Here is a 20,873-nt window from a genome sequence, read left to right as displayed (position 1 = left end):
GGGCCGTAGGCGGAATCCCGCCCACGGCCCCTCCCATCAAGCCACTGTCGAGCGCCTGTTCACCTCGGCGCCCGCGGCCCGCATCTCTTCCCGGCCGCGGGCCGGCCGGCGGTTACTTGTCGCCGACGCGCGAGCCGAGCGTGATGTCGACGGTGGTCGGCTTGCCCCCGCGCAGGTAGGTCAGCTTCACCGTGTCGCCCGGCTTGTACGTCCAGATCAGGCTGATCAGGGTCGGGCCGCTGTCGACCTGCTTGCCGCCGAACTCGGTGATGATGTCGCCGGGCTTGAGGCCCGCCTTGCCGGCCGGGCCGTTGGGGTCGACCAGTTCGTTGGCGGGGGCCCCCTGCTCGGAGATCTTGGCGCCGTTCGCCTTGGCCTGGAGGTCCACGGAGACGGAGATCACCGGGTAGACCGGCTTGCCCGTCTTGATCAGGGACTCCGCGACGTTCTTGGCCTGGTTGATCGGGATGGCGAAGCCGAGGCCGATGGAGCCGGCCTGGCCGCCACCGCCGAAGCCGCCGCCACCGCCCGCGGACTGGATGGCGGAGTTGATGCCGATGACCGCGCCGCGGCCGTCGATCAGCGGGCCGCCGGAGTTGCCGGGGTTGATGGAGGCGTCCGTCTGCAGGGCGCTCATGTACGAGTTCTTGCCGCCGGAGCCGTCTCCCGAGGCCACCGGGCGGTTCTTGGCGCTGACGATGCCGGTGGTGACCGTGTTGGACAGGCCGAAGGGGGCGCCGATCGCGATGGTCGGGTCGCCGACCGCGACCTTGTCGGAGTCGCCCAGCGGCAGCGGCTTGAGGCCCGTCGGCGGGTTCTTCAGCTTGATCACCGCGACGTCGTAGCCCTGGGCCCGGCCCATCACCTCGGCCTCGTACTTCTTGCCGTCGGAGAAGGTCGCGGAGAGCTTGCCGCCGTTCGCGGCGGAGGCCACCACGTGGTTGTTGGTGAGGATGTGGCCCTCTTGGTCGTAGACGAAGCCGGTGCCCGTGCCGCCCTCGCCGTCGCCGGCCGAGGCCTCGATGGTGACGACGCTGGGCAGGGCGTTCGCGGCGAGGCCCGCGACGGAGCCGGCGTCGCGCTTGAGGTCCTTGGGGGTGTTGCCCGCGGTGATGGTGGTGGAGCCGAAGCCGCCGCCGCTGTTGCGCTCGGCCGCCCAGTAGCCGACGCCGCCGCCCACGCCGCCCGCGAGCAGGGCCGCCACCAGGACGGCCGCGACCATGGCGCCCTTGCCCTTCGGCTTGGGCGGCGGGGTGCCGTCGGTGGTGAGGGGGGCGCCCCAGGCACCGCCGCCGTGGCCGCCCTGGCCGCCGTACGCCGGGACAGCGGGCGGCGGCGGGGGCCACGCCTCGGCGCCGTACGCCGTGTGCGCGGCGGGAGCCGGGGGCTGCGCCGGGTTCTGTGCGTGGGCCTGCGTCTGGTCGTAGCCGTAGGCCGGGGGCGCGGCGGGCGGGGCCGCCGGGGCGGGGGGCAGCTGCTGGGTCTGGTCGGCACCCACCGCGGGGGCCGGGGCCTGGGCCGGCGCGGCCGGGGCTTCCGGCTCGCCGGGCGCGTACCCCTGCTCCGCCGGGGCCGCGGCGGGCGCGGCCGGGGCCTTCGTCAGGTCAGGGGTGGAGGCGGCCGGCGCGGGGGGTACGGACGGGGCCGCGGGGGGCGTCGGGGCCGCGGTGCCCTCGTTCTCGGTGCTCACAGCGCTCTCTCCTCGTCACACACGGCTTACAGGCTTACACGGCTGCACAGGCTCTGGGTGTCTCAGCTACTGGGCATATCAGGCGAAACCGTCCCGACACTCACCTGGCATCGGTCCGACTGAACGTTCGAGGTGCCGTACAAGTTCCAGGACGAAGCCTTTCCCATGGCCCGTCAGGGCACTGTAAGCCGGACCTGTGCATCTCCCCCCATTCTTTATATCCGACATATCAGATGCGCCCACAGGACTCACCCCGACGCGCGAGGTCTCCTCGATGGCACCATGACCGGGTGACCCACGCATCGCCGAGCCCCATCCAGGTCGTCGCCCACCGCGGCGCCTCGGAGGACGCCCCCGAGCACACCCTGGCCGCGTACCGGAAGGCCATCGAGGACGGCGCCGACGCCCTCGAATGCGACATCCGGCTGACCGCGGACGGACACCTGGTGCTGGTCCACGACCGCCGCGTGAACCGCACCTCGAACGGCCGCGGCGCGGTGTCCGCCCTGGAACTCGCCGACCTCGCCGCCCTCGACTTCGGCTCCTGGAAGGACCGCGAGGAGTCCCCCGACTGGGACGCGGACCCCGAGCGCACCTCCGTCCTCACCCTGGAACGGCTGCTGGAGCTGGTGTCCGACGCCGGCCGTCCCGTCCAGCTGGCCATCGAGACGAAGCACCCCACCCGCTGGGCCGGACAGGTGGAGGAACGCCTCCTCTTCCTCCTCAAGCGGTTCGGGCTGGACGCCCCGCCCGCCGCCGGGCCGCACCCGGTCCGGGTCATGAGCTTCTCCGCCCGCTCCCTGCACCGCGTCCGGGCGGCCGCGCCGACGGTCCCGACCGTGTACCTGATGCAGTTCGTCTCCCCCCGGATGCGCGACGGGCGGCTGCCCGCGGGCGTGCGCATCGCCGGCCCGGCGATGCGGATCGTGCGCAACCACCCCGGCTTCATCCGCAGGCTCCAGGCCGCCGGCCACTCCGTGCACGTATGGACGGTGAACGCTCCCGAAGATGTTCAGCTATGCGCTGATCTGGGTGTAGAAGCGATCATCACGAACAGGCCACGTCAGGTTCTGTCACAACTCGGACGCTGACGTCCCCATTTGCCCACCCGTCACGTCCGTCCCGTGCGTGACAGGGAGTGCACCGGCGCATCCGCTCCGCATCCGACGGTCATGAATGCGTCAGGACGGTGCCAGAGGGCCTCGTCAGGGCGGTTTCCGGTCCAGGCCAGTGGGGCATCCAGACCTTGGCGTGGGGCTAAGGAGGTTCCGGGGGTGGCGTTGGTGATGGCACAGGAAGTGCCCACGTCGTCGTGCATGGACATACGCCATGGTCCTGCGGGCGTGGGCGAGGCGAGGCGCCGGATGCGCGAACAGCTGCGCATGAGCGGCCTGTCCGAATCGGTCGTGGACGATGCCGTACTGATCCTTTCCGAACTGCTCAGCAATGCCTGCCGGCACGGCCGGCCGCTGGGCCGGCACGAGATCGGAGACGGGGAGATACGCGCCGCGTGGCGCGTCGACGCCGCGGGGCGGCTGACGGTCGAGGTCACGGACGGCGGCGGCCCCACCCGCCCGATCCCGGCCACGCCTTCGGTCACCGCGCACGGCGGCCGGGGGCTGAACATCATCAGCGCCCTGGCCCAGGACTGGGGTGTCCGGGACGGAGCGGCGGGTGAGGTCACCGTCTGGGTGATCGTCGCCCGGGGGCCCCGGCACGAGGATTTCGCTACGCGCGTCACTGCCCCGGCGATGGACTTCGCATCCGCCTTCGACGACCTGGATCACTGAAGCGGGCCCGCCCGCACGACCAGTAGCACCGGCCATCCGCACAGGCGGCCGTCCGGGAGCGCACGCCGACCGTGCTCCCGGCCGCACCCCACCGGTTCCGGCGGTACGAACGGCTAGGCTCGCGCCCAGAGACACCGCCGTACCGCCGCAACCGGGAGACACCCACGATGGCCAAGAAGCGCCCCGCCGCGAAGACCGCGAAGCCCCAGCTCGAGAACGGGGAGATCCCGGTCGTCGGCGCGCGCGAGCCCTGCCCCTGCGGTTCCGGGCGCCGCTACAAGGCATGTCACGGCGCGGCCGCCTCGCACGCCGCGACCGAGCACGTGCAGCGCCCGTTCGAGGGACTGCCGGGCGAGTGCGACTGGGTGGCGCTGCGCGAGCTCGTCCCCGCGGCCACCATCCCGCTCACCCTCAAGGGCGGCCTGCCCGAGGGCGTCCCGTCCGTCACGCTGGTGACCGTACTCCCCATGGCCTGGCCGGCCCTGCGGCGCGAGGACGGCTCGGTCCTGCTCGCCCTCCAGAACGACTCGACCACCGGCGACCTGGCCCGCGACATGGCCGACACCCTGGAGCGCGCGCTCGTCGCCGAGCCCGGCACCCCGGTCCCGGCCCGCCGCGTGCCGGCCGAGGGTCCCCGACTTCAGGATCTCCTCGACCTGGACGGCGTTTTCGAGCCGGTTGTGCACACGGGCTTCGAATTCTGGATTCCGGAGGCGGAAAACGCCCAGAACGCCTCCCCGGAGATCGCCGCCTCGCTGGAACGCGCCAACGCCGCCGCCATCCCGACCGTCAAGCTGACGGGTGTGGACGCGGCCTACTGGTGCGAGACCCCGGACAAGAACCACCTGCGCTGGGTCATGCCGCACGCCGAGGAGAAGCTGCTCGACGCCCTCGCGCGGCTGCACGCGGCCGGCACCTCCTCCCTCGGTGAAGGCACCAAGCTCGTCGGCTCCTTCCGCGCCCACGGCCTCGTGGTCCCGGTCTGGGACCTGCCGACCGGGGTCTCGGCGGAGGACGTGGAGAAGCCCGCCGCGGAGTTCGCGGAGCGGCTGGCCGCGGCCCTGTCTTCCGACGCCCCGCTGACCGCCGAGGAGCGCCGGGCGCGCGGCGGGCTCACCAACCGCCAGATCACGCTCAGCTGACGGCCGGACACGCACGGGTCCGGTGACTGGGGTCACAACTCCCGCTAATCGCCTGCAAATCGATGTCTGAATATCAGAGATCGAATTTGCGAACAGCCGATCTCTTGTTACCGTTCTTGTAGCCCGGTCGCTGGTGCATCCCCCGTCGCCAGCGACCGGGCCCTTGTCTTTCCGGTGGCGCTCAACCTTCGCCCGGGCCCGGTGAGTTGCTCCCGGACCTCAGCAGCAGCCGCCCTTCCTCATCCGGAACTGCAAACTCCGCTACGGCCGAGTAGTCCTCCGGTGCCCCCGCCGAGTCAGCCCGGGGGGTCTCGCACAGCCCCGGCTCGTCGCCCGTGCCCACCGCGCAGCGGATCTGCACCGTCCGGCCGGCCGGACCCATCACGGTCAGTACGGCGTCCAGCGCGCGCCCGCTGGTGTTGCGGTAGTAGCTGCGGCCCCAGGTCTGCCCCGCGCTCTCCAGGACGCAGGTCTGCGCCTCCAGCCCTTGCGGAGCGGAGAGTTCGGGCCCGCACCGCGAGTCGGTGCGCGGCTGTTCGGCCGGGCCCGGCCGGGCCGGCCGCCCGGCGGGCCGCGCCCCGTCGGGCGCTCCGGAAGCGTGGGACAGACCCAGCGAGGAGAGCAGCCCCCCGCCTTTTCCGTCACCCTGACCGGCGAAATCCGGCCCGGCGATCGCTCCGGCCAGGGGAAGCGACAAGATGATCAACACACCGGCGCCGATACCGATCAGGCGGAGATTCATTCGCCGAAGATAGCGACGCGGGAAAGGGGCGCGGAGATCCCCGCGCCCAATTCCCCTGGAATCCCGTCGCGCTGGCACCCGTACGAGTGATGCGGGCGCCCGAGGACTCCGCCTGACGTTCAGTAGGCGAGGCGACTGCCGCCGCCCGGGGCGTCACTGCTCGCCTCGACGAGCGCGTCCACGACCGACTCGACCTCCGGCAGCCACAGCCCGCCGGGGCCGGGCACCGCAGCGGGTTCCCGCTCCCACCGGACCTGCCCGCCGCCGCTGGCCGTGGACGGCGGCAGCAGGAGGTAGCCGCCCTCGCCGTGGAAACGCAGCGAGGAGGGCACGTGGTCCTTGGCGTAGAGGAGTTCGCCGAGCCGCTCCAGCGAGTAGGGGGCCACCAGCAGGGACCAGCGGGTGGGAGTGGCGACGACCGGGCCCAGCCGCATGCCCTGCGCCTCCAGGCGCCCGACGGCCCGCGCGGCCGCACCGGCCGGCAGGCTCACCGCGCACGGCGCCTTCCCGCCGGTGGCCAGCAGCACCGGGGCGGCGGGCCGCCGGGCCCACCACCAGGTCACCATCCGGGCGTCGGTCGTCGCGGCGAGCAGCCCCGGGTCGAAGGGATGCGCGCCGGGCACCACGCAGTCGGGGTCGGGGCAGGCGCACCGCGCACTGTCGGCGCCGGCCCGGCCGACGCCCGGGAGTACGGGCCAGTTCCAGACGCCGGCGCAGGTCAGAGCCCCGTCGAGGAGGGAGTCGGCCGCCGCGCCGTCCTCACCGGCCGGGGTCGGGCGGGAGGCGGCCCGCGGGAATTTCAACCGATCGCGGAGCCGCTGGAGACGCCTTCCGAGGATCTCGCGCATGAGCGCTCGTTCCTTTCCGTTGAACGCCGAAGGGCCACATCACACCATGTATCCGGTGTTTCACCACACGTACACGTTTCGCGTCACTGTCCGCCAGAAGCAGGTTCACACGGTTCGTGCAGTTTTCTTACGGGTCCGTCAAACGTCCGGCGGGGACCCGGAGCGAGCGGTCCGGGCGACCCGCGCCGGTCTCGAAACCGGCTGCCGCCGCTAAGGACGGCTCCCCGCGCCGGGTGGTTCCCCGGCGGTGCGCGGGAGGGCGTCAACTGACCCCGGGCACCATCGATTACGTACCCGGAGCCCTTGGAGCGCCTGTCCAGTCGATCGCAAAAACCGTCTGCATGGCGCTTTTTCCGGCCAAGTTTTAGCCCCGGCTGGACAGTGAGTTGCTGTCCCACGGACACCAGTATTCCCGCTTGGGCAATGCTGGACATCGATCCTCGTGTGCGTGTAGATGTGGAGCCATTGATGGCGGCGCAGCACGATCTGGGGGTTTGCGATGCTATATGGCGAATCGCACCAGGTGGAAAGGCGGACGCCATGAGCGCCCCGCATCTGCCGAAAGTGGCTGGAATCGATCCAGCGGTTACAGCGTCACCGCACACTGCGGCGCCCGCGCCAGGCTCCACTTCCACGGCGTCCACGTCCACGACCGCGCCGGGCTCCTCCGCCGGCTCCGCCCGGACCGCCCCCGCCCCGGGCGCTCCGCCCGCGGCGAGCAGCGTCATCCAGGACCGGCTGGCGGGCATGGTCTCCGACCTCACCACCCTCCACGAACTCACCGAGCGCCTCGCGCGCGCCGGTGACCTCAACTCCTCCCTCCAGGAGTTCCTGCGCGCCGGAGCCGCCCTCGTCGGCGCCCGCCGCGGACTGGTGGCCCTGGAGCCCTCCGACGGCCTCGGCCCCGCCACGACCATCGGCCTGGGTCTCGGCCGCGCCGACCTCGGGCACATCGAGACGGTGCCGCGCAGCGCCACCCCGTACGGCCGCATCCTCGACGGACTCCCCGACGCCCACGGCGGATCCGAGGTGCTGCCCGAGCCGGGCCAGGCCGCGGCGGGCGGCCACGAGCCCCCGGTCGACCCCCGGCACCGGGAGGTAGCGGCCCGGCTCGGTTACACCGCGAGCTACGCGCTCCCGGTGACCGCCGACGCCACGGGCCGGCTCGGCGCCGCGGTGTGGCTGTACGACGAGCAGGCCGAGCCCAGCGACCGCCAGCGCGACCTGGTCGGGCTGTACGTCCGGCACGCCGCCGAGCACCTGGCCCGGATGGTGGAGGTCACGCGCTCGCGCGACCGGCTGGCCACCATCGCCGAGGAGCTGCTGCCCAGCCGGCTGCCCCGGATCCCCGGGGTCCAGCTCGCGGCCCGGCACCGCACGGGGCCGCGCGGCGGCGGCGACTGGTACGACGCGCTGCCGCTGCCCGAGGGCGCCCTGGGGCTGGCCGTCGGGTCGGTCACCGGCTCCGGCCCGAGCGCCGTCGCCGCGATGGGGCGGCTGCGGGCCTCGCTGCGCGCGTACGCCGTGATGGAGGGGGAGGACCCCGTCGCGGTCCTGTCCGACCTGGAGCTGCTGCTGCGCCTGACCGAGCCCGCGCGCTCGGCGACCGCGCTGTTCGCGTACTGCGAGCCCGCCGCCCGCAAGATCATTCTTGCGGGCGCGGGGCACACCCCGCCGCTGCTCATCGGCGAGCGCCGGACCGAGTACGTGGAGACCTCCCTCTCCGCTCCGCTCGGGATGCTGGCGTGCTGGGAGGCGCCGAGCGTGGAGATCGAGCCCGCGCGCGGAGAAACGGTGCTTCTCTACACCGACGGGCTCCTGCGCCGTACCGGCGACGCCATGGACCGGGCCTACGCGCGGCTGCACGCGGCGGCCGCGGGGGTTCCGCGGAGCGCGCGGGAGGACCCGGCGGCCATCTGCGAGCACATTCTGAAGACGGTGCTCCCAGAGGAGGGGCCCGGCACGGCCGAGGACTCCGAGGACGTCGTACTGCTCGCGGCCCGGTTCGACTGAGGCCCGGCGCCGCCCGCGATGTGCGCCCGGTTTGACTGATATGTCACAGGTCGAGCCGGGAGCCTTCCCCTCGCACATACGATGGACGGGGTCCGCACCCGGTCCTTGCATGTCGTAGCAGCTGAGGAGAAGACGTGGCTGACGAGCTCACCCCGGAGACCCCGGAAGAAGAGCAGCCCCAGAAGAAGCACAAGCAGCGCAAGAACGGGCTGTACCCGGGCGTCAGCGACGAACTCGCGGAGAACATGCGCAGCGGCTGGGCCGACACCGAGCTGCACGGCCTGGAGCCCATCGCCCAGGCCGGCCACACCGCCGACCGCCGTGCCGCGCTGTCCGCGCGCTTCCCCGGCGAGCGCCTGGTCGTCCCCGCGGGCCGGCTGAAGACCCGCTCGAACGACACCGAGTACCCCTTCCGCGCCTCCACCGAGTACGCGTACCTCACCGGCGACCAGACCGAGAACGGCGTCCTGGTCCTGGAGCCCACCGGCGAGGCCGGCCACCAGGCCACCATCTACCTGCTGCCCCGCTCCGACCGCGAGAACGGCGAGTTCTGGCTGTCCGGCCAGGGCGAGCTCTGGGTCGGCCGCCGGCACTCCCTCGCCGAGGCCGAACAGCTCCTGGGCATCCCGGCCAAGGACGTCCGCGAGCTCCCCGAGGCCCTCGCCGAGGCCACCGGCCCGGTCCGCGTCGTCCGCGCCCACGACTCCGTCATCGAGTCCGCCCTCACCGACAAGGTGACCAAGGAGCGCGACGAGGAACTGCGCGTCTACCTCTCCGAGGCCCGCGCGGTGAAGGACGCCTTCGAGATCGGCGAGCTGCAGAACGCCGTCGACTCCACCGTCCGCGGGTTCGAGGACGTCGTGAAGGTCCTCGACAAGGCCCAGGCCACCTCCGAGCGCTACATCGAGGGCACCTTCTTCCTGCGCGCCCGCGTCGAGGGCAACGACATCGGCTACGGCACCATCGCCGCCGCCGGTGCCCACGCCTGCACCCTGCACTGGGTCCGCAACGACGGCGCGGTCCGCTCCGGCGACCTGCTGCTGCTCGACGCCGGCGTGGAGACCCGCTCCCTCTACACCGCCGACGTCACGCGCACGCTGCCGGTCAACGGCACCTACACGGACATCCAGCGCAAGGTCTACGACGCCGTGTACGAGGCCCAGGAAGCCGGCATCGCCGCCGTCAAGCCGGGCGCCAAGTTCCGCGACTTCCACGACGCCGCCCAGCACGTCCTGGCGGAGAAGCTCGTCGAGTGGGGCCTGCTGGAGGGCCCGGTCGAGCGCGTCCTGGAGCTCGGGCTGCAGCGCCGCTGGACCCTGCACGGCACCGGTCACATGCTCGGCATGGACGTGCACGACTGCGCCGCCGCCCGCACGGAGGCGTACGTCGACGGCACCCTGGAGCCGGGCATGTGCCTGACCGTCGAGCCCGGTCTGTACTTCCAGGCCGACGACCTGACCGTGCCGGAGGAGTACCGCGGCATCGGCGTCCGGATCGAGGACGACATCCTCGTCACCGAGGACGGCAACCGGAACCTGTCGGCCGGGCTGCCCCGCACCTCGGTCGAGGTCGAGGCGTGGATGGCGCGGCTGAAGGGCTGACGCCGGCGCACGGACGTACGGGTGGGCGGGAACCGGATGCGGTTCCCGCCCACCGCCGTATCCCGGCGCCGTATCCCGCCGTCTTATCCCGCCGTCTTCTCCCGCCGTCGCCGTACGGGGACGCCCCTCGTCCTAGGAGGCCTTCAGGAGCGCGCCGTCGCGCCACTTCAGCATCTTGTCGAAGCTCACCACGGCACCGCGGCCCGGCCGGTTGCGGAAGCGGACGTGGTCGGAGAGCTGCTCGATGAGGTGCAGCCCCCGGCCGTTCTCGGCGAGGCAGGAGCCGGCGGGTCTGGGACGGGCAACCGTCGAGGGCGGGAATCCCGGACCCGAGTCGGCCACCTCGATGCGGCAGCGGTCCCCGTCCAGATAGGCCGTGACGCGGTACGCCTCGGTCCCGTCCGCGGCGCCGCCGGCGGGGCTCCCGCCGGGGCCTTCGCCGGGACGGCCGGCGCGGCCGCCGTGCTCGACCGCGTTCGCGCAGGCCTCGCTCAGCGCGACCGACAGGTCGTGGCAGATCTCCGGGTCCACCCCCGCGGTCTCCATCGTCCCCAGCAGCAGCCGCCGGGCGAGCGGCACGCTCGCGGCTTCGCGCCTCAAGTGGAGAGACCACCAGATGCTCATACGGGTACCTATTGCCGCCCGCACCGGCCCGTAAGCCCCCGGCGGCCGGCACAGCCCTCATTCGGCCGATGTGCGTTTCCCGGACCGCGGTGTATGCGGGGGCGCGGCGGCACCGGTCACTGCGGCCGGAGCCGGGGCTCCGCCCCTGGCCGGGGCACCGGCACGGTCCCGCGGGGCCGCCGGCAGGGGCCGGTCGGCACGGGGTGCGGAGCTGACTTCGGGCTGACCCGGTACGGACGGGGCCGCCGGCCGCCGACCGGAACCCAAGGGTCCCTCCAGCACCTGCCGTAGGCAGGGCCCGGGCCCAGTGCGATGATTGCCCGGCCATGACTGGATCCCACACGACACGCGCCGGAGCAGGCCTCCGGATGACCCGGGCCGCGGTGTTCACCGCGGTCTGTGTCGTGCTGTCCGCGGCAGGCCACGCGGTGGCCTCCTGCGCGACCGTGCCGTGGTGGGCCCTGGCCCTGGCCTTCATCGCCGTCTTCGCGGTCGCCGCCCCCCTCGCGGGTCGCCGGCGCCCGCTGCCCGGTATCGCCGCCGGACTGGCCGTCGGCCAGCTCGGGCTGCACACCCTGTTCGGCCTCGGCCAGCACGGCGCCACCGCCGCCCAGGCACCGGCCGGCGGGACCGACACCTCGCTGGCGGCGCTCGCCGCCCAGCTGGTCTGCGGGGGCAACTCCGTACCGCTGAGCGCGGCCGACGCCCGGCAGATCCTGGAGGCCGCCGGACTGGACCCGGCCGCCGTGGCCGCCCAGGCCGCCGCTCAGGGCCACATGGCCCACGCCCACCTGGCGGGGGGCGCCGCGGCACCGGCGACCGGCCTGTTCAGCCCCGCCATGCTGATCGGCCACCTGCTGGCCGCGCTCGCGGCCGGCTGGCTGCTGGCCCGGGGCGATGCCGCGCTGTTCCGGCTCGTCGAGCTGTCCCGGCTGTCCGGCGAAGCCGACCCCGTACGTCCGCTGCGCGCCGCGCTGGCCTTCGTACGCGCCCTCACGGCCGGGCTCCCCGGCGCGCCCGCGCGCGGCCCCCGGGCCCGCCGGAGCGCCGCCGCACCCGCCGTCTCGACGGGCCGGGACGCCCTGCAGCACACCGTGGTCCGGCGCGGGCCGCCGACGGCGACGCTCGTCCTCGCAGCCTGACGCGGCACCCCACTCCCCGGAACACCCGGCGAGAGCACCGGTGCCGCGACCTCCGCGCGCGCCCGCGTGCGGAGCCGACGTCACCACTGCTTCCATGGAGTGTTCCTGCCGTGAAGACCTCTCGCGTCTCCTTCGCCGCCGCCCTCGCCGCCGGCACCGTCCTCGCCCTGTCCGGTACCGCTTTCGCGCACGTCAGCGTGCAGCCGGCCGGTGAGGCCGCCAAGGGCGGCTACGCGACGATCAACTTCAAGGTCCCCAACGAGCGGGACAACGCCTCGACCACCCAGATCGAGGTCAGCTTCCCGGCGGACCAGCCGCTCACGTCCGTCATGCCGCAGGAGCTCCCCGGCTGGACGTCCACCGTCGAGAAGACCAAGCTCGACAAGCCCCTGACCGTGCACGGCAAGCAGATCAACGAGGTCGTCACCAAGGTGACCTGGACCGGCGGCAAGATCGAGCCCGGCAAGTTCCAGCAGTTCCCGGTCTCCGTGGGCAAGCTGCCCGAGAACGCCGACAAGATGGTCTTCAAGGCGATCCAGACGTACGACAACAACGAGGTCGTCCGCTGGATCGAGGAGCCCAAGGAAGGCGCCCCGGAGCCGCAGACCCCGGCGCCCGTGCTGAAGCTGGCCGCCGCCAAGGGCGCGGACGACCACGGCGCCGCCGCCAAGCCGGCCGCCGACGGGGCCAAGAGCGGCGACAAGAACGACAAGGGCGAGGAGAAGGGCGGGCACGACGAGGCGGCCAAGAGCGCCTCCGACACGACCGCCCGCACGCTCGGCATCGTGGGCATCGTCGTCGGTCTCGCCGGCGTCGCCTTCGGCATCACCTCGCGCCGCCGCGCCGCCAACTGAGGCGGCGGGCCCCCGGCCCGCCGCTCCGCCGTCGTACGCACGACATCCGCACCATCCCCGATTCCCAGGGACATTTCCTCATGCGCACCACACGTGTGACGGTCGCCGCCCTCGCGGTGGCGACCGCGCTCGCCCTCACCGCCTGCGGCAGTGAGACGGCCAAGAACACCGGTTCGGTCACGCAGATCACCGGTCAGAAGAAGGCCGGATCCGCGACCGTACTCGACCGCCCCTTCGACAAGCCGGAGCTCGTCCTCACGGACACCACCGGCAAGCCGTGGAACCTGCGCGAGCAGACCAAGGGGCGGCCGACGCTGATCTACTTCGGCTACACCAACTGCCCCGACGTGTGCCCCCTGACGATGAGCAACGTCGCCGTCGCCAAGAAGGCACTCCCCAAAGCCGACCAGGACAAGCTCCAGGTCGTCTTCGTCACCACTGACCCGGAGCGGGACACCCCCGACTCCCTCGGCGCGTGGCTCAGGGCCCAGGACCCGTCCTTCACCGGACTGACCGGGGACTTCGCCACCATCCAGGCCGCAGCCCGATCTCTCGGCATCGGTATCGAGGCCCCCAAGAAGGAGGCCGACGGCACCGTCGTCTCCATGCACGGGGCCCAGGTCATCGCGTTCTCTCCCAAGACCGACGAGGGCTACGTCCTCTACGGCGAGGGCACGACCGTCGACGACTACACCAAGGACCTGCCGAAGATCATCAAGGGAGAGAACCCGTGAACGCCCGCACCATCCGCACCATCGCCGCCGCCCTCTCCCTGACGGCAGCGCTCGCCATATCCGGCTGCTCCTCCTCCGGCTCGGACTCCGCTTCCGGCTCGTCGGCCGACACGAAGGCCGCCGGCACGTCCGGCGCCCCGGAGGCGGGCAAGCCCGTCCTGACGGTCAGCGGCGGGTACATGCCCGAACCGGTCAACGACAAGATGGCCGGCGCTTTCATGGTCATCAAGAACGACTCGAAGACCGCCGACAAGTTGCTCTCCGCCACCAGCCCGCTCTCGGACGATCTCCAGATCCACGAGACCAAGGACCAGAAGATGCAGCAGGTCCAGTCGATGGACGTGCCCGCGGGCGGTGAGCTCCGGCTCCAGCGCGGTGGCAACCACATCATGTTCATGGGGCTCAAGAACCAGCCGAAGGTCGGCGACAAGATCACCATCGAGCTGCGTTTCGAGAAGGCCGACCCGGTCAAGGTCGAGCTGGACGTCAAGGAACGGACGTTCAACGCGCAGAACTCCACCGCCCACTGACGGACCGAGGAACTGACACGCCATGACGGCCATCGCCCCCGCTCCTCCTTCGGCCCGCGTCCGCGCCACGGCACTCCTGCCCCGCCTCGCGCTGGTCATCGCAGCCCTGCTGGCCACCCTGTTCACCGCGGCCGCCCCGGCCACGGCACACGCGGCCCTCACGGCGAGCGACCCCCAGGACGGGGCGGTGGTCGCCACGGCGCCCGCCCAGGTCACCCTCTCCTTCTCGGAGCAGGTCGCCATGGGCGACGACTCCATCCGCGTCATGGACCCGCAGGGCAAGCGCGTCGACACCGGCGAGCTGAGGGACATGTGCAGCGGATCGACCGTCCGCTACGGCACCGCCCTGCACCCGGGCCTGCCCAACGGCACGTACACCGTCGCCTGGCAGGCCGTCTCCGCCGACAGCCACCCGATCTCCGGCGCCTTCACCTTCTCCGTCGGCGCCCCCTCGGCTACCAGCGTCACCCTGCCCGACCGGAAGGTGGGCGGCGGCCCCGTCGGCATCGCGTACGGCATCGCCCGTTACGCCGCCTACGCCGGGTTCACCGTCCTCGTCGGCGGCGCCGCCTTCATCCTGCTGTGCTGGCGCCGCGGCGCCGCTGAGCGCCCGCTGCAGAAGCTGGTGGTGCGTGGCTGGGTCACCCTGACGGCCGCCACCCTGGCGATGCTGGTGCTGCGCACCCCGTACACCGGCTCGGGGGAGTTCGCCGACGCCTTCGACCTCGATGGCCTCAAGGCGGTCCTGGACACCAAGACCGGTGCCGCCTTCCTCTCACGGCTGCTGCTGCTCGGCGCGGCCGCGCTGTTCATCGCCGTGCTCTTCGGTGCCTACGCCCGCCGTCAGAAGGCCGCCGCCACGGACGCGACGGGGGCCGTGGACGAGGGGGTCCGCGCCGAGGAGAAGAAGGAGACGAGCGACCTCGCCTTCGGGCTCGGCGTCGGCGGCACGGTCGTGGCCGGCGGCATCGCCGCCACCTGGGCCCTCGCCGAGCACGCCTCCACCGGCATCCAGCCCGCGGTCGCGATGCCGGCCGACATCCTGCACCTGCTGGCCGTGGCCGCCTGGCTCGGCGGGCTCACCGCCCTGCTGGTCGCGCTGCGCAAGGTGCCGGACATCGAACGGGAAGCCGTCCGGCGCTTCTCCCGGGTCGCCTTCATCAGCGTCCTGGTCCTGGCCGTCACCGGCGTCTACCAGTCCTGGCGCCAAGTCGGCAGCTGGTCCGCCCTCACCGGCACCAGCTACGGCCGGCTGCTGCTCATCAAGATCACGCTCGTCGCCGTCCTGGTCGGCATCGCCTACCTCTCCCGGAAGTGGACCTCCCGGCTCGGGGAGGTCCGGGCCGAAGAGCCGGAGAAGGTGCTCGCCGGAGCCGATGTTTCACGTGAAACATCGGCCGGGAGCGCCTCGGGCGATGCCGCCGCCACCGACGCGAGCACCGAAGCCGACGCTCCGGCGGACGCCGCCGGCACCGACCCGAAGCGGGCCGCCCAGCTCGCCCGGCAGCGCGCGGCCCGCGAGAAGGCCCGCGAAACCCGCGTCCGCGATGCGGATCCCGGCCGTGCCGGCCTGCGCCGCTCGGTGCTCGCCGAGGCCGGCGTGGCCGTCGTGCTCCTGGCCGTCACCACCGTCTTGACCAGCACCGAACCCGGACGCGCGGTGGAGAAGGAGACGGGCCGCGGCGGAGCGTCCGCTCCCGCCGTGCCCAACCGCCCGGTCAAGATCACCCTGCCCTTCGACACCGGCGGCCAGAACGGCAAGGGCAACGTACGGCTGGAGCTCGACCCCGGCCGGGTCGGCGCCAACACCCTCCACCTGTGGGCGGACGGCCCCGACGGCAAGCCCCTCGACCTCCCCGAGGTCAAGATCTCCTTCACCCTGCCCGCCAAGGAGATCGGCCCGCTGCCGCTCGCCCCCGACCGCGCCGCGGCCGGACACTGGACCGCGTCCGGGGTCCAGCTGCCGCTCGCGGGCGAATGGCGCATCGACGTGACCGTACGCACCTCCGACATCGACCAGACGACCGTCCAGAAGAACGTGAAGATCGGCTGAACAGCGTGACCGACAGCACCGGTAGCACCCCCGACATCGAGATCTCCCGGCGCCGACTGCTGGGCACCGTCGGCGCCGCGGGCGCCACGGGCCTCGCGCTCGGCGCCACGGGCGGCGCGCTCGTGCAGTCAGCGCTCTCGGACTCCCCGGCCGGCTCCCCCGGAGCCGCCGGGTCCCTCGCCTCCCTCGGCGCGACCCAGGTCGCCTTCCACGGCCGGCGCCAGGCCGGGATCACCGACCCGCTCCAGGCCAAGGGGCACGTCCTCGCCTTCGACCTCGCGCCCGGCGCTGGGCGCAAGGAAGCCGCAGCGCTGCTGCGCCGCTGGTCCGACACCGCCCGGCGGCTCATGGCGGGCGAGCCGGCGCCGACCGCGGACAGCGGGATCGCCCTGGACGCGGGCCCCTCCTCCCTCACCCTCACCTTCGGCTTCGGCCACTCCTTCTTCGACCGCACCGGCCTCACCGCCCGGCGCCCGGTGGCCCTCGACCCACTGCCCGACTTCTCCTCGGACCGGCTCGACCCCCAGCGCAGCAACGGCGACCTGTGGGTCCAGATCGGTGCCGACGACGCGCTCGTCGCCTTCCACGCCCTGCGCGCCGTGCAGAAGGACGCCGGGGAAGCCGCCCGGGTCCGCTGGCAGATGAACGGCTTCAACAGGTCTCCCGGCGCGACGGCCTCGCCCATGACCGCCCGGAACCTGATGGGCCAGGTGGACGGCACCGGGAATCCGCGGCCCAAGGACCCCGACTTCGACAAGCGGATCTTCGTGCCGGGCGCCGGCCCAGGACCCGCCGAGCACTCCTGGATGGCAGGGGGCTCGTACGCCGTAGTCCGCCGGATCCGGATGCTGCTCGACGACTGGGACAAGCAGTCCCTCGCCCAGCAGGAGCAGGTCATCGGCCGGACCAAGGCCACCGGTGCGCCGCTGACCGGCGGCGACGAGAAAACCCCGCTGGCTCTGGACAAGCTCGGCCCCGACGGAAAGCCGGTCATCCCGTCCAACGCCCACGCGCGCATCTCCGCGCCGGCGCAGAACGGCGGCGCCGCCATGCTCCGGCGGCCCTTCTCGTACCACGACGGCATCGGCCCCGACGGCACCCCCGACGCCGGCCTGCTGTTCATCTGCTGGCAGGCCGACCCGCTGCGCGGGTTCGTCCCGGTCCAGCGCAAGCTCGACCGGGGCGACGCCCTGTCGGAGTTCATCCGCCACGAGTCCAGCGGGCTGTACGCGGTCCCGCCCGGTCCGGGCGACGGGGAGTACGTGGGGCAGCGCCTGCTCGAAGGGTGAACAGCACCGCCTCGGCGGGTGGCCCGGCATTAGGCTGACCGCATGTCGGCCACCCGCTTCACGTATCTCGGTCCCGAGGGCACTTTCACCGAAGCCGCCCTGCGCACTCTGCCGGAAGCAGCCACCCGGGAGCTCGTCCCGATGGTGTCGGTCCCGGCCGCCCTGGACGCCGTGCGCAACGGCGAGGCCGCGGCGGCGCTGGTTCCGATCGAGAACTCGGTGGAGGGCGGGGTCACCGCCACGCTCGACGAGCTGGCGTCCGGCGAGCCGCTGATGATCTACCGCGAGGTCCTGCTGCCCATCGCGTTCGCGCTGCTGGTGCGGCCCGGCACCAAGCTGTCGGACATCAAGACGGTCACCGGCCATCCGGTCGCCCAGCCGCAAGTGCGCAACTGGCTGCGGACGCACCTGCCCGACGCGGTGTGGGAGTCGGCGGCCTCCAACGCCGACGGTGCCCGGCTGGTGCAGGAGGGCCGCTTCGACGCCGCCTTCGCGGGCGAGTTCGCCGCCGCCACGTACGGGCTGGAGGCGCTGGTCACCGAGATCCACGACGCCCAGAACGCCGAGACCCGATTCGTGCTCGTCGGACGGCCCGCCCGGCCGGCCGCGCCCACCGGCGCCGACAAGACCTCCGTCGTGCTGTGGCTCGGCGACGACCACCCGGGTGCGCTGCTGGAGCTGCTCCAGGAGTTCGCCGTCCGCGGGGTGAACCTGATGCTGATCCAGTCCCGCCCGACCGGCGAGGGCATCGGCAACTACTGCTTCGCCGTGGACGCGGAGGGACACATCTCCGACCGCCGGGTCAGCGAGGCGCTGATGGGTCTGAAGCGGACCTGTCCCCAGGTACGCTTCCTCGGTTCCTATCCGCGTGCCGGTGTCGCGCTCAGTGAGGTGCGGGCCGCGCGGCCGGGAACCTCCGACGGCGACTTCACCGAGGCCTCCGACTGGCTGGCGCGCTGCCTCGACGGCCGGGCGTAGTCCTCCGCCCACTGTCCACAGAGTTATCCACAGGGCCGCGTGGCGACCTGGGGACAAGTCGACAGAGCGGCACGGCAAGGTCGACATATCGGTCGGGGGGCTCAGGTTTCGCGCTGGGGAGCGAGAGGTGAACGGCGTCACCCCCGTATCGCCGATCAACTCTTTGGAGCGAGCCATTCCCACCCGAATGAGTGTGTGTGGGGGCGGTTTGAACCCTGATCGGCCAGGGCCGGCCGCGGATGCCCATTGATCTAATTCGATGTCCACAGATCCGGCGCACAGCCTGTGGATAAGAGGGCCTCTCGGGGAATTCCTGTGGACAAGGGTCGACCCCCTCCGGCCCTCCGGCCCTGCTCAGACCCCGCACGCCGATCGACGTTGTGCCCCTTTTCGGAGAAAGGGGCCGATTTTATCGACCTGGTCCCCAGCGGCTGGATCCAGCCGTCCGGCGGGCCGGGGACAAGCCCGGCCCCAGCCAATTCCATTCGCACGAATTGGGACATAGCGACACGCAGCGTGATATCGGTGTCAGCCCGGGAAGCCCAGCCCGGTAGCCTGGAGGGGTGATTGACCTTCGGCTGCTCCGTGAAGACCCTGACCGTGTCCGCGCCTCGCAGCGCGCCCGTGGAGAGGACGTCGAGCTCGTCGACGCGCTGCTCTCCGCTGACGAGCGCCGCAGGTCTTCCGGCATGCGCTTCGACGAACTGCGCAACGAGCAGAAGTCGCTCGGCAAGCTCATCCCCAAGGCCTCCCCGGAGGAACGGGCCGAGCTGCTGACCAAGGCCGAGCAGCTCAAGCAGGACGTCAAGGCGGCCGAGGCCGAGCAGAACGAGGCGGACGAGGCTGCCAAGCAGCTCCTGCTCAAGCTCGGCAACATCGTCCACGAGGACGTGCCCGTCGGCGGCGAGGAGGACTTCACCGTCCTGGAGACGCACGGCACGATCCGCGACTTCGGCGCCGAGGGCTTCGCGCCCAAGGACCACCTGGAGCTCGGCGAGTCGCTGGGCGCCATCGACGTGGAGCGCGGCGCGAAGGTGTCCGGCTCGCGGTTCTACTACCTCACCGGTGTCGGCGCCCTGCTGGAGCTCGCCCTGGTCAACGCGGCGATCGCGCAGGCCACCGAGGCCGGCTTCATCCCGATGCTGACCCCCGCGCTGGTCCGCCCGCGCGCCATGGAGGGCACCGGCTTCCTCGGCCAGGCCGCGGAGAACGTCTACCACCTGGAGAAGGACGACTACTACCTGGTCGGCACCTCCGAGGTCCCGCTCGCCGCGTACCACATGGACGAGATCATCGACGCCGAGAAGCTGCCCCTGCGGTACGCCGGCTTCTCCCCGTGCTTCCGCCGCGAGGCCGGCACGTACGGCAAGGACACCCGCGGCATCTTCCGCGTCCACCAGTTCGACAAGGTCGAGATGTTCTCGTACGTCGCGCCGGAGGACGCCGAGGCCGAGCACAAGCGGCTCCTGGAATGGGAGAAGCAGTGGCTGACCAGCCTGGAGCTGCCGTTCCAGGTCATCGACGTCGCGACCGGCGACCTGGGCGCCTCCGCCTCCCGCAAGTTCGACTGCGAGGCCTGGATCCCGACCCAGGGCAAGTACCGCGAGCTGACCTCGGCCTCGAACTGTGACGGCTTCCAGGCCCGCCGCCTGGCGATCCGCTACCGCGACGGCAAGAAGACCGCTCCGCTCTCCACGCTGAACGGCACCCTGTGCGCCGTCCCGCGCACCATCGTCGCGATCCTGGAGAACCACCAGCAGGCCGACGGCTCCGTGCGGGTCCCCCCGGTGCTCCGCCCCTACCTGGGCGGCCGCGAGGTCCTGGAGCCGATCGCCAAGTGAGCCCCGCTCCGTTCCCGTACAAGCTCGTCGCGACGGACCTCGACGGCACGCTGCTGCGTGACGACGACACCGTCTCGGAGCGCACCCGTGAAGCCCTCGCCGCGGCCACCGCGGCGGGCGCGGCGCACATCGTCGTCACCGGCCGTGCCGTGCCCTGGACCCGGCACGTGCTGGACGACCTCGGCTACCGGGGGATCGCGGTGTGCGGGCAGGGCGCCCAGCTCTACGACGCGGGAGCGCACCGGCTGCTGACCTCGGTGACGCTGGACCGGCAGCTCGCCGGCCTGGCCCTGTCGAAGCTCGAGGCCGAGGTGGGTCCGCTGGCGCTCGCCGCCAGCCGTGACGGGGTGGACGGCGAGGTCCTCTTCGGCCCGGGCTACCAGGTGCAGGAGGGCCTGCCGGCGCTCTACCTGGAGGACACCGCCCAGGTCTGGACCGCCCCGCTGAACAAGCTCTACATCCAGCACCCGGGGATGGGCGAGGACGAGCTCGTCAAGGTCGCCCGGCAGCTCGTCGGCAACCTGGTCGACATCGTCATGGCGGGCCCGGGGATAGTGGAGATCCTCCCGCTGGGTCTGAGCAAGGCCACCGGCCTCTCACTCGCCGCGCGCAGGCTGAAGGTCAAGGCCGCGGAGACGATCGCCTTCGGCGACATGCCCAACGACATCCCCATGTTCGGCTGGGCCGCGCACGGCGTCGCCATGGCCAACGCCCACGCGGAGCTGAAGGCGGTGGCCGACGAGGTGACGACCTCCAACCAGGAGGACGGCATCGCGGTGGTCCTGGAGCGCCTGCTCGGCGCCATGTAGCGCACCGGGACGCGTCGGCGTCCCGGGACCGGACGTACGAGAGGTCCGGGACGGCCCGCGCCGTGAGGCGCGCTCGAAGTGGCCGTCCCGGACCTTTTGTTACTCCCCGCACCACTCACTGTGCCCCGGCCGCACGGGCGGTACCAGCGAATTTCCGCCGGTCAGCCGCGGAGCCCCGGGCTGCTGCCGACCC

Annotated in this window: 18 protein-coding genes; 14 read left to right on the top strand and 4 right to left on the bottom strand. The window is 72.4% G+C overall.

Annotated features, from left to right (window positions below):
- Positions 1 to 112: 112 nt before the first annotated feature.
- Positions 113 to 1,690 (bottom strand): trypsin-like peptidase domain-containing protein, encoded by a 1,578-nt coding sequence (locus tag D1J60_RS17960; RefSeq protein WP_125821773.1) that lies wholly within the window; start codon positions 1,688 to 1,690, stop codon positions 113 to 115.
- Between the two features lie 233 nt (positions 1,691 to 1,923).
- Between D1J60_RS17960 and D1J60_RS17955 the strand changes: the two genes are divergently transcribed.
- The 3 genes from D1J60_RS17955 to D1J60_RS17945 all read left to right on the top strand — a co-directional run bounded on the left by D1J60_RS17955 (position 1,924) and on the right by D1J60_RS17945 (position 4,622).
- Positions 1,924 to 2,781, top strand: coding sequence for a glycerophosphodiester phosphodiesterase (locus D1J60_RS17955; RefSeq protein ID WP_241253307.1), 858 nt, complete (start codon positions 1,924 to 1,926; stop codon positions 2,779 to 2,781).
- A gap of 81 nt (positions 2,782 to 2,862) precedes the next feature.
- Positions 2,863 to 3,480: an ATP-binding protein gene (locus tag D1J60_RS17950; protein WP_125824077.1), complete on the top strand. Its 618-nt coding sequence runs from the start codon at positions 2,863 to 2,865 to the stop codon at positions 3,478 to 3,480.
- A 167-nt stretch (positions 3,481 to 3,647) separates the two neighbouring features.
- Positions 3,648 to 4,622, top strand: a complete 975-nt coding sequence (locus D1J60_RS17945; RefSeq protein WP_125821772.1) for a DUF5926 family protein — start codon at positions 3,648 to 3,650, stop codon at positions 4,620 to 4,622.
- 181 nt (positions 4,623 to 4,803) lie between these two features.
- On the opposite strand, the gene D1J60_RS17940 is transcribed toward D1J60_RS17945, so the two are convergent.
- Together D1J60_RS17940 and D1J60_RS17935 are read right to left on the bottom strand one after the other, a co-directional pair.
- Positions 4,804 to 5,364 carry a hypothetical protein gene (locus D1J60_RS17940; protein ID WP_164720917.1) on the bottom strand — a complete coding sequence of 187 codons (561 nt, stop codon included), beginning with the start codon at positions 5,362 to 5,364 and terminating at the stop codon, positions 4,804 to 4,806.
- Between the two features lie 119 nt (positions 5,365 to 5,483).
- A complete protein-coding gene (locus tag D1J60_RS17935; RefSeq protein WP_125821770.1) occupies positions 5,484 to 6,212 on the bottom strand; it encodes a bifunctional DNA primase/polymerase in 729 nt (242 codons plus the stop codon).
- A 540-nt stretch (positions 6,213 to 6,752) separates the two neighbouring features.
- On the opposite strand from D1J60_RS17935, the gene D1J60_RS17930 reads away from it, so the two are divergent.
- Both D1J60_RS17930 and D1J60_RS17925 read left to right on the top strand, forming a co-directional pair.
- On the top strand, positions 6,753 to 8,225 hold the full coding sequence (locus D1J60_RS17930; protein WP_125824076.1) for a PP2C family protein-serine/threonine phosphatase: 1,473 nt from the start codon (positions 6,753 to 6,755) through the stop codon (positions 8,223 to 8,225).
- 134 nt (positions 8,226 to 8,359) lie between these two features.
- Positions 8,360 to 9,826 carry an aminopeptidase P family protein gene (locus D1J60_RS17925; RefSeq protein WP_125821769.1) on the top strand — a complete coding sequence of 489 codons (1,467 nt, stop codon included), beginning with the start codon at positions 8,360 to 8,362 and terminating at the stop codon, positions 9,824 to 9,826.
- Between the two features lie 132 nt (positions 9,827 to 9,958).
- On the opposite strand, the gene D1J60_RS17920 is transcribed toward D1J60_RS17925, so the two are convergent.
- Entirely contained in the window at positions 9,959 to 10,450 is a 492-nt protein-coding gene (locus D1J60_RS17920) for an ATP-binding protein (protein ID WP_125594062.1), read from the bottom strand.
- 326 nt (positions 10,451 to 10,776) lie between these two features.
- On the opposite strand from D1J60_RS17920, the gene D1J60_RS17915 reads away from it, so the two are divergent.
- The 9 genes from D1J60_RS17915 (at position 10,777) to D1J60_RS17875 (ending at position 20,680) form a co-directional block, all read left to right on the top strand.
- Entirely contained in the window at positions 10,777 to 11,592 is an 816-nt protein-coding gene (locus tag D1J60_RS17915) for a hypothetical protein (protein WP_125821768.1), read from the top strand.
- Positions 11,593 to 11,702: 110 nt separating this feature from the next.
- On the top strand, positions 11,703 to 12,446 hold the full coding sequence (locus tag D1J60_RS17910) for a YcnI family protein (RefSeq protein ID WP_125821767.1): 744 nt from the start codon (positions 11,703 to 11,705) through the stop codon (positions 12,444 to 12,446).
- Between the two features lie 80 nt (positions 12,447 to 12,526).
- Positions 12,527 to 13,180: an SCO family protein gene (locus D1J60_RS17905; protein ID WP_125594065.1), complete on the top strand. Its 654-nt coding sequence runs from the start codon at positions 12,527 to 12,529 to the stop codon at positions 13,178 to 13,180.
- Positions 13,177 to 13,710, top strand: coding sequence for a copper chaperone PCu(A)C (locus D1J60_RS17900; RefSeq protein WP_125821766.1), 534 nt, complete (start codon positions 13,177 to 13,179; stop codon positions 13,708 to 13,710). The genes D1J60_RS17905 and D1J60_RS17900 overlap by 4 nt, the downstream gene beginning before the upstream one ends.
- A gap of 22 nt (positions 13,711 to 13,732) precedes the next feature.
- A complete protein-coding gene (locus D1J60_RS17895) occupies positions 13,733 to 15,763 on the top strand; it encodes a copper resistance protein CopC (RefSeq protein WP_125821765.1) in 2,031 nt (676 codons plus the stop codon).
- 5 nt (positions 15,764 to 15,768) lie between these two features.
- Positions 15,769 to 17,052 carry an iron uptake transporter deferrochelatase/peroxidase subunit gene (gene efeB, locus D1J60_RS17890; RefSeq protein WP_125821764.1) on the top strand — a complete coding sequence of 428 codons (1,284 nt, stop codon included), beginning with the start codon at positions 15,769 to 15,771 and terminating at the stop codon, positions 17,050 to 17,052.
- Positions 17,053 to 17,094: 42 nt separating this feature from the next.
- On the top strand, positions 17,095 to 18,030 hold the full coding sequence (gene pheA, locus D1J60_RS17885) for a prephenate dehydratase (protein ID WP_125594069.1): 936 nt from the start codon (positions 17,095 to 17,097) through the stop codon (positions 18,028 to 18,030).
- A gap of 563 nt (positions 18,031 to 18,593) precedes the next feature.
- Positions 18,594 to 19,871, top strand: coding sequence for a serine--tRNA ligase (serS, locus tag D1J60_RS17880; RefSeq protein WP_125821763.1), 1,278 nt, complete (start codon positions 18,594 to 18,596; stop codon positions 19,869 to 19,871).
- Complete coding sequence (locus D1J60_RS17875) at positions 19,868 to 20,680, top strand: HAD family hydrolase (RefSeq protein ID WP_125594071.1); 813 nt, start codon at positions 19,868 to 19,870, stop codon at positions 20,678 to 20,680. Before serS ends, D1J60_RS17875 begins: the two co-directional genes overlap by 4 nt.
- Positions 20,681 to 20,873: the final 193 nt, after the last annotated feature.

It is taken from the genome of Streptomyces sp. W1SF4, from assembly GCF_003950035.1.
Taxonomy (GTDB): Bacteria; Actinomycetota; Actinomycetes; order Streptomycetales; family Streptomycetaceae; genus Streptomyces; species Streptomyces racemochromogenes.
This window is presented reverse-complemented; position numbering and strand designations above follow the sequence as displayed.

Excerpts from the sequence above, each read along its gene's own strand:
- D1J60_RS17955 (WP_241253307.1), top strand. The coding sequence starts at position 1,924 with ATGCGCCCACAGGACTCACCCCGACGCGCGAGGTCTCCTCGATGGCAC.
- D1J60_RS17950 (WP_125824077.1), top strand. The coding sequence starts at position 2,863 with ATGAATGCGTCAGGACGGTGCCAGAGGGCCTCGTCAGGGCGGTTTCCG.
- D1J60_RS17945 (WP_125821772.1), top strand. The coding sequence starts at position 3,648 with ATGGCCAAGAAGCGCCCCGCCGCGAAGACCGCGAAGCCCCAGCTCGAG.
- D1J60_RS17940 (WP_164720917.1), bottom strand. The coding sequence starts at position 5,364 with ATGAATCTCCGCCTGATCGGTATCGGCGCCGGTGTGTTGATCATCTTG.
- D1J60_RS17935 (WP_125821770.1), bottom strand. The coding sequence starts at position 6,212 with ATGCGCGAGATCCTCGGAAGGCGTCTCCAGCGGCTCCGCGATCGGTTG.
- D1J60_RS17930 (WP_125824076.1), top strand. The coding sequence starts at position 6,753 with ATGAGCGCCCCGCATCTGCCGAAAGTGGCTGGAATCGATCCAGCGGTT.
- D1J60_RS17920 (WP_125594062.1), bottom strand. The coding sequence starts at position 10,450 with ATGAGCATCTGGTGGTCTCTCCACTTGAGGCGCGAAGCCGCGAGCGTG.
- D1J60_RS17915 (WP_125821768.1), top strand. The coding sequence starts at position 10,777 with ATGACTGGATCCCACACGACACGCGCCGGAGCAGGCCTCCGGATGACC.
- D1J60_RS17905 (WP_125594065.1), top strand. The coding sequence starts at position 12,527 with ATGCGCACCACACGTGTGACGGTCGCCGCCCTCGCGGTGGCGACCGCG.
- D1J60_RS17895 (WP_125821765.1), top strand. The coding sequence starts at position 13,733 with ATGACGGCCATCGCCCCCGCTCCTCCTTCGGCCCGCGTCCGCGCCACG.
- pheA (WP_125594069.1), top strand. The coding sequence starts at position 17,095 with ATGTCGGCCACCCGCTTCACGTATCTCGGTCCCGAGGGCACTTTCACC.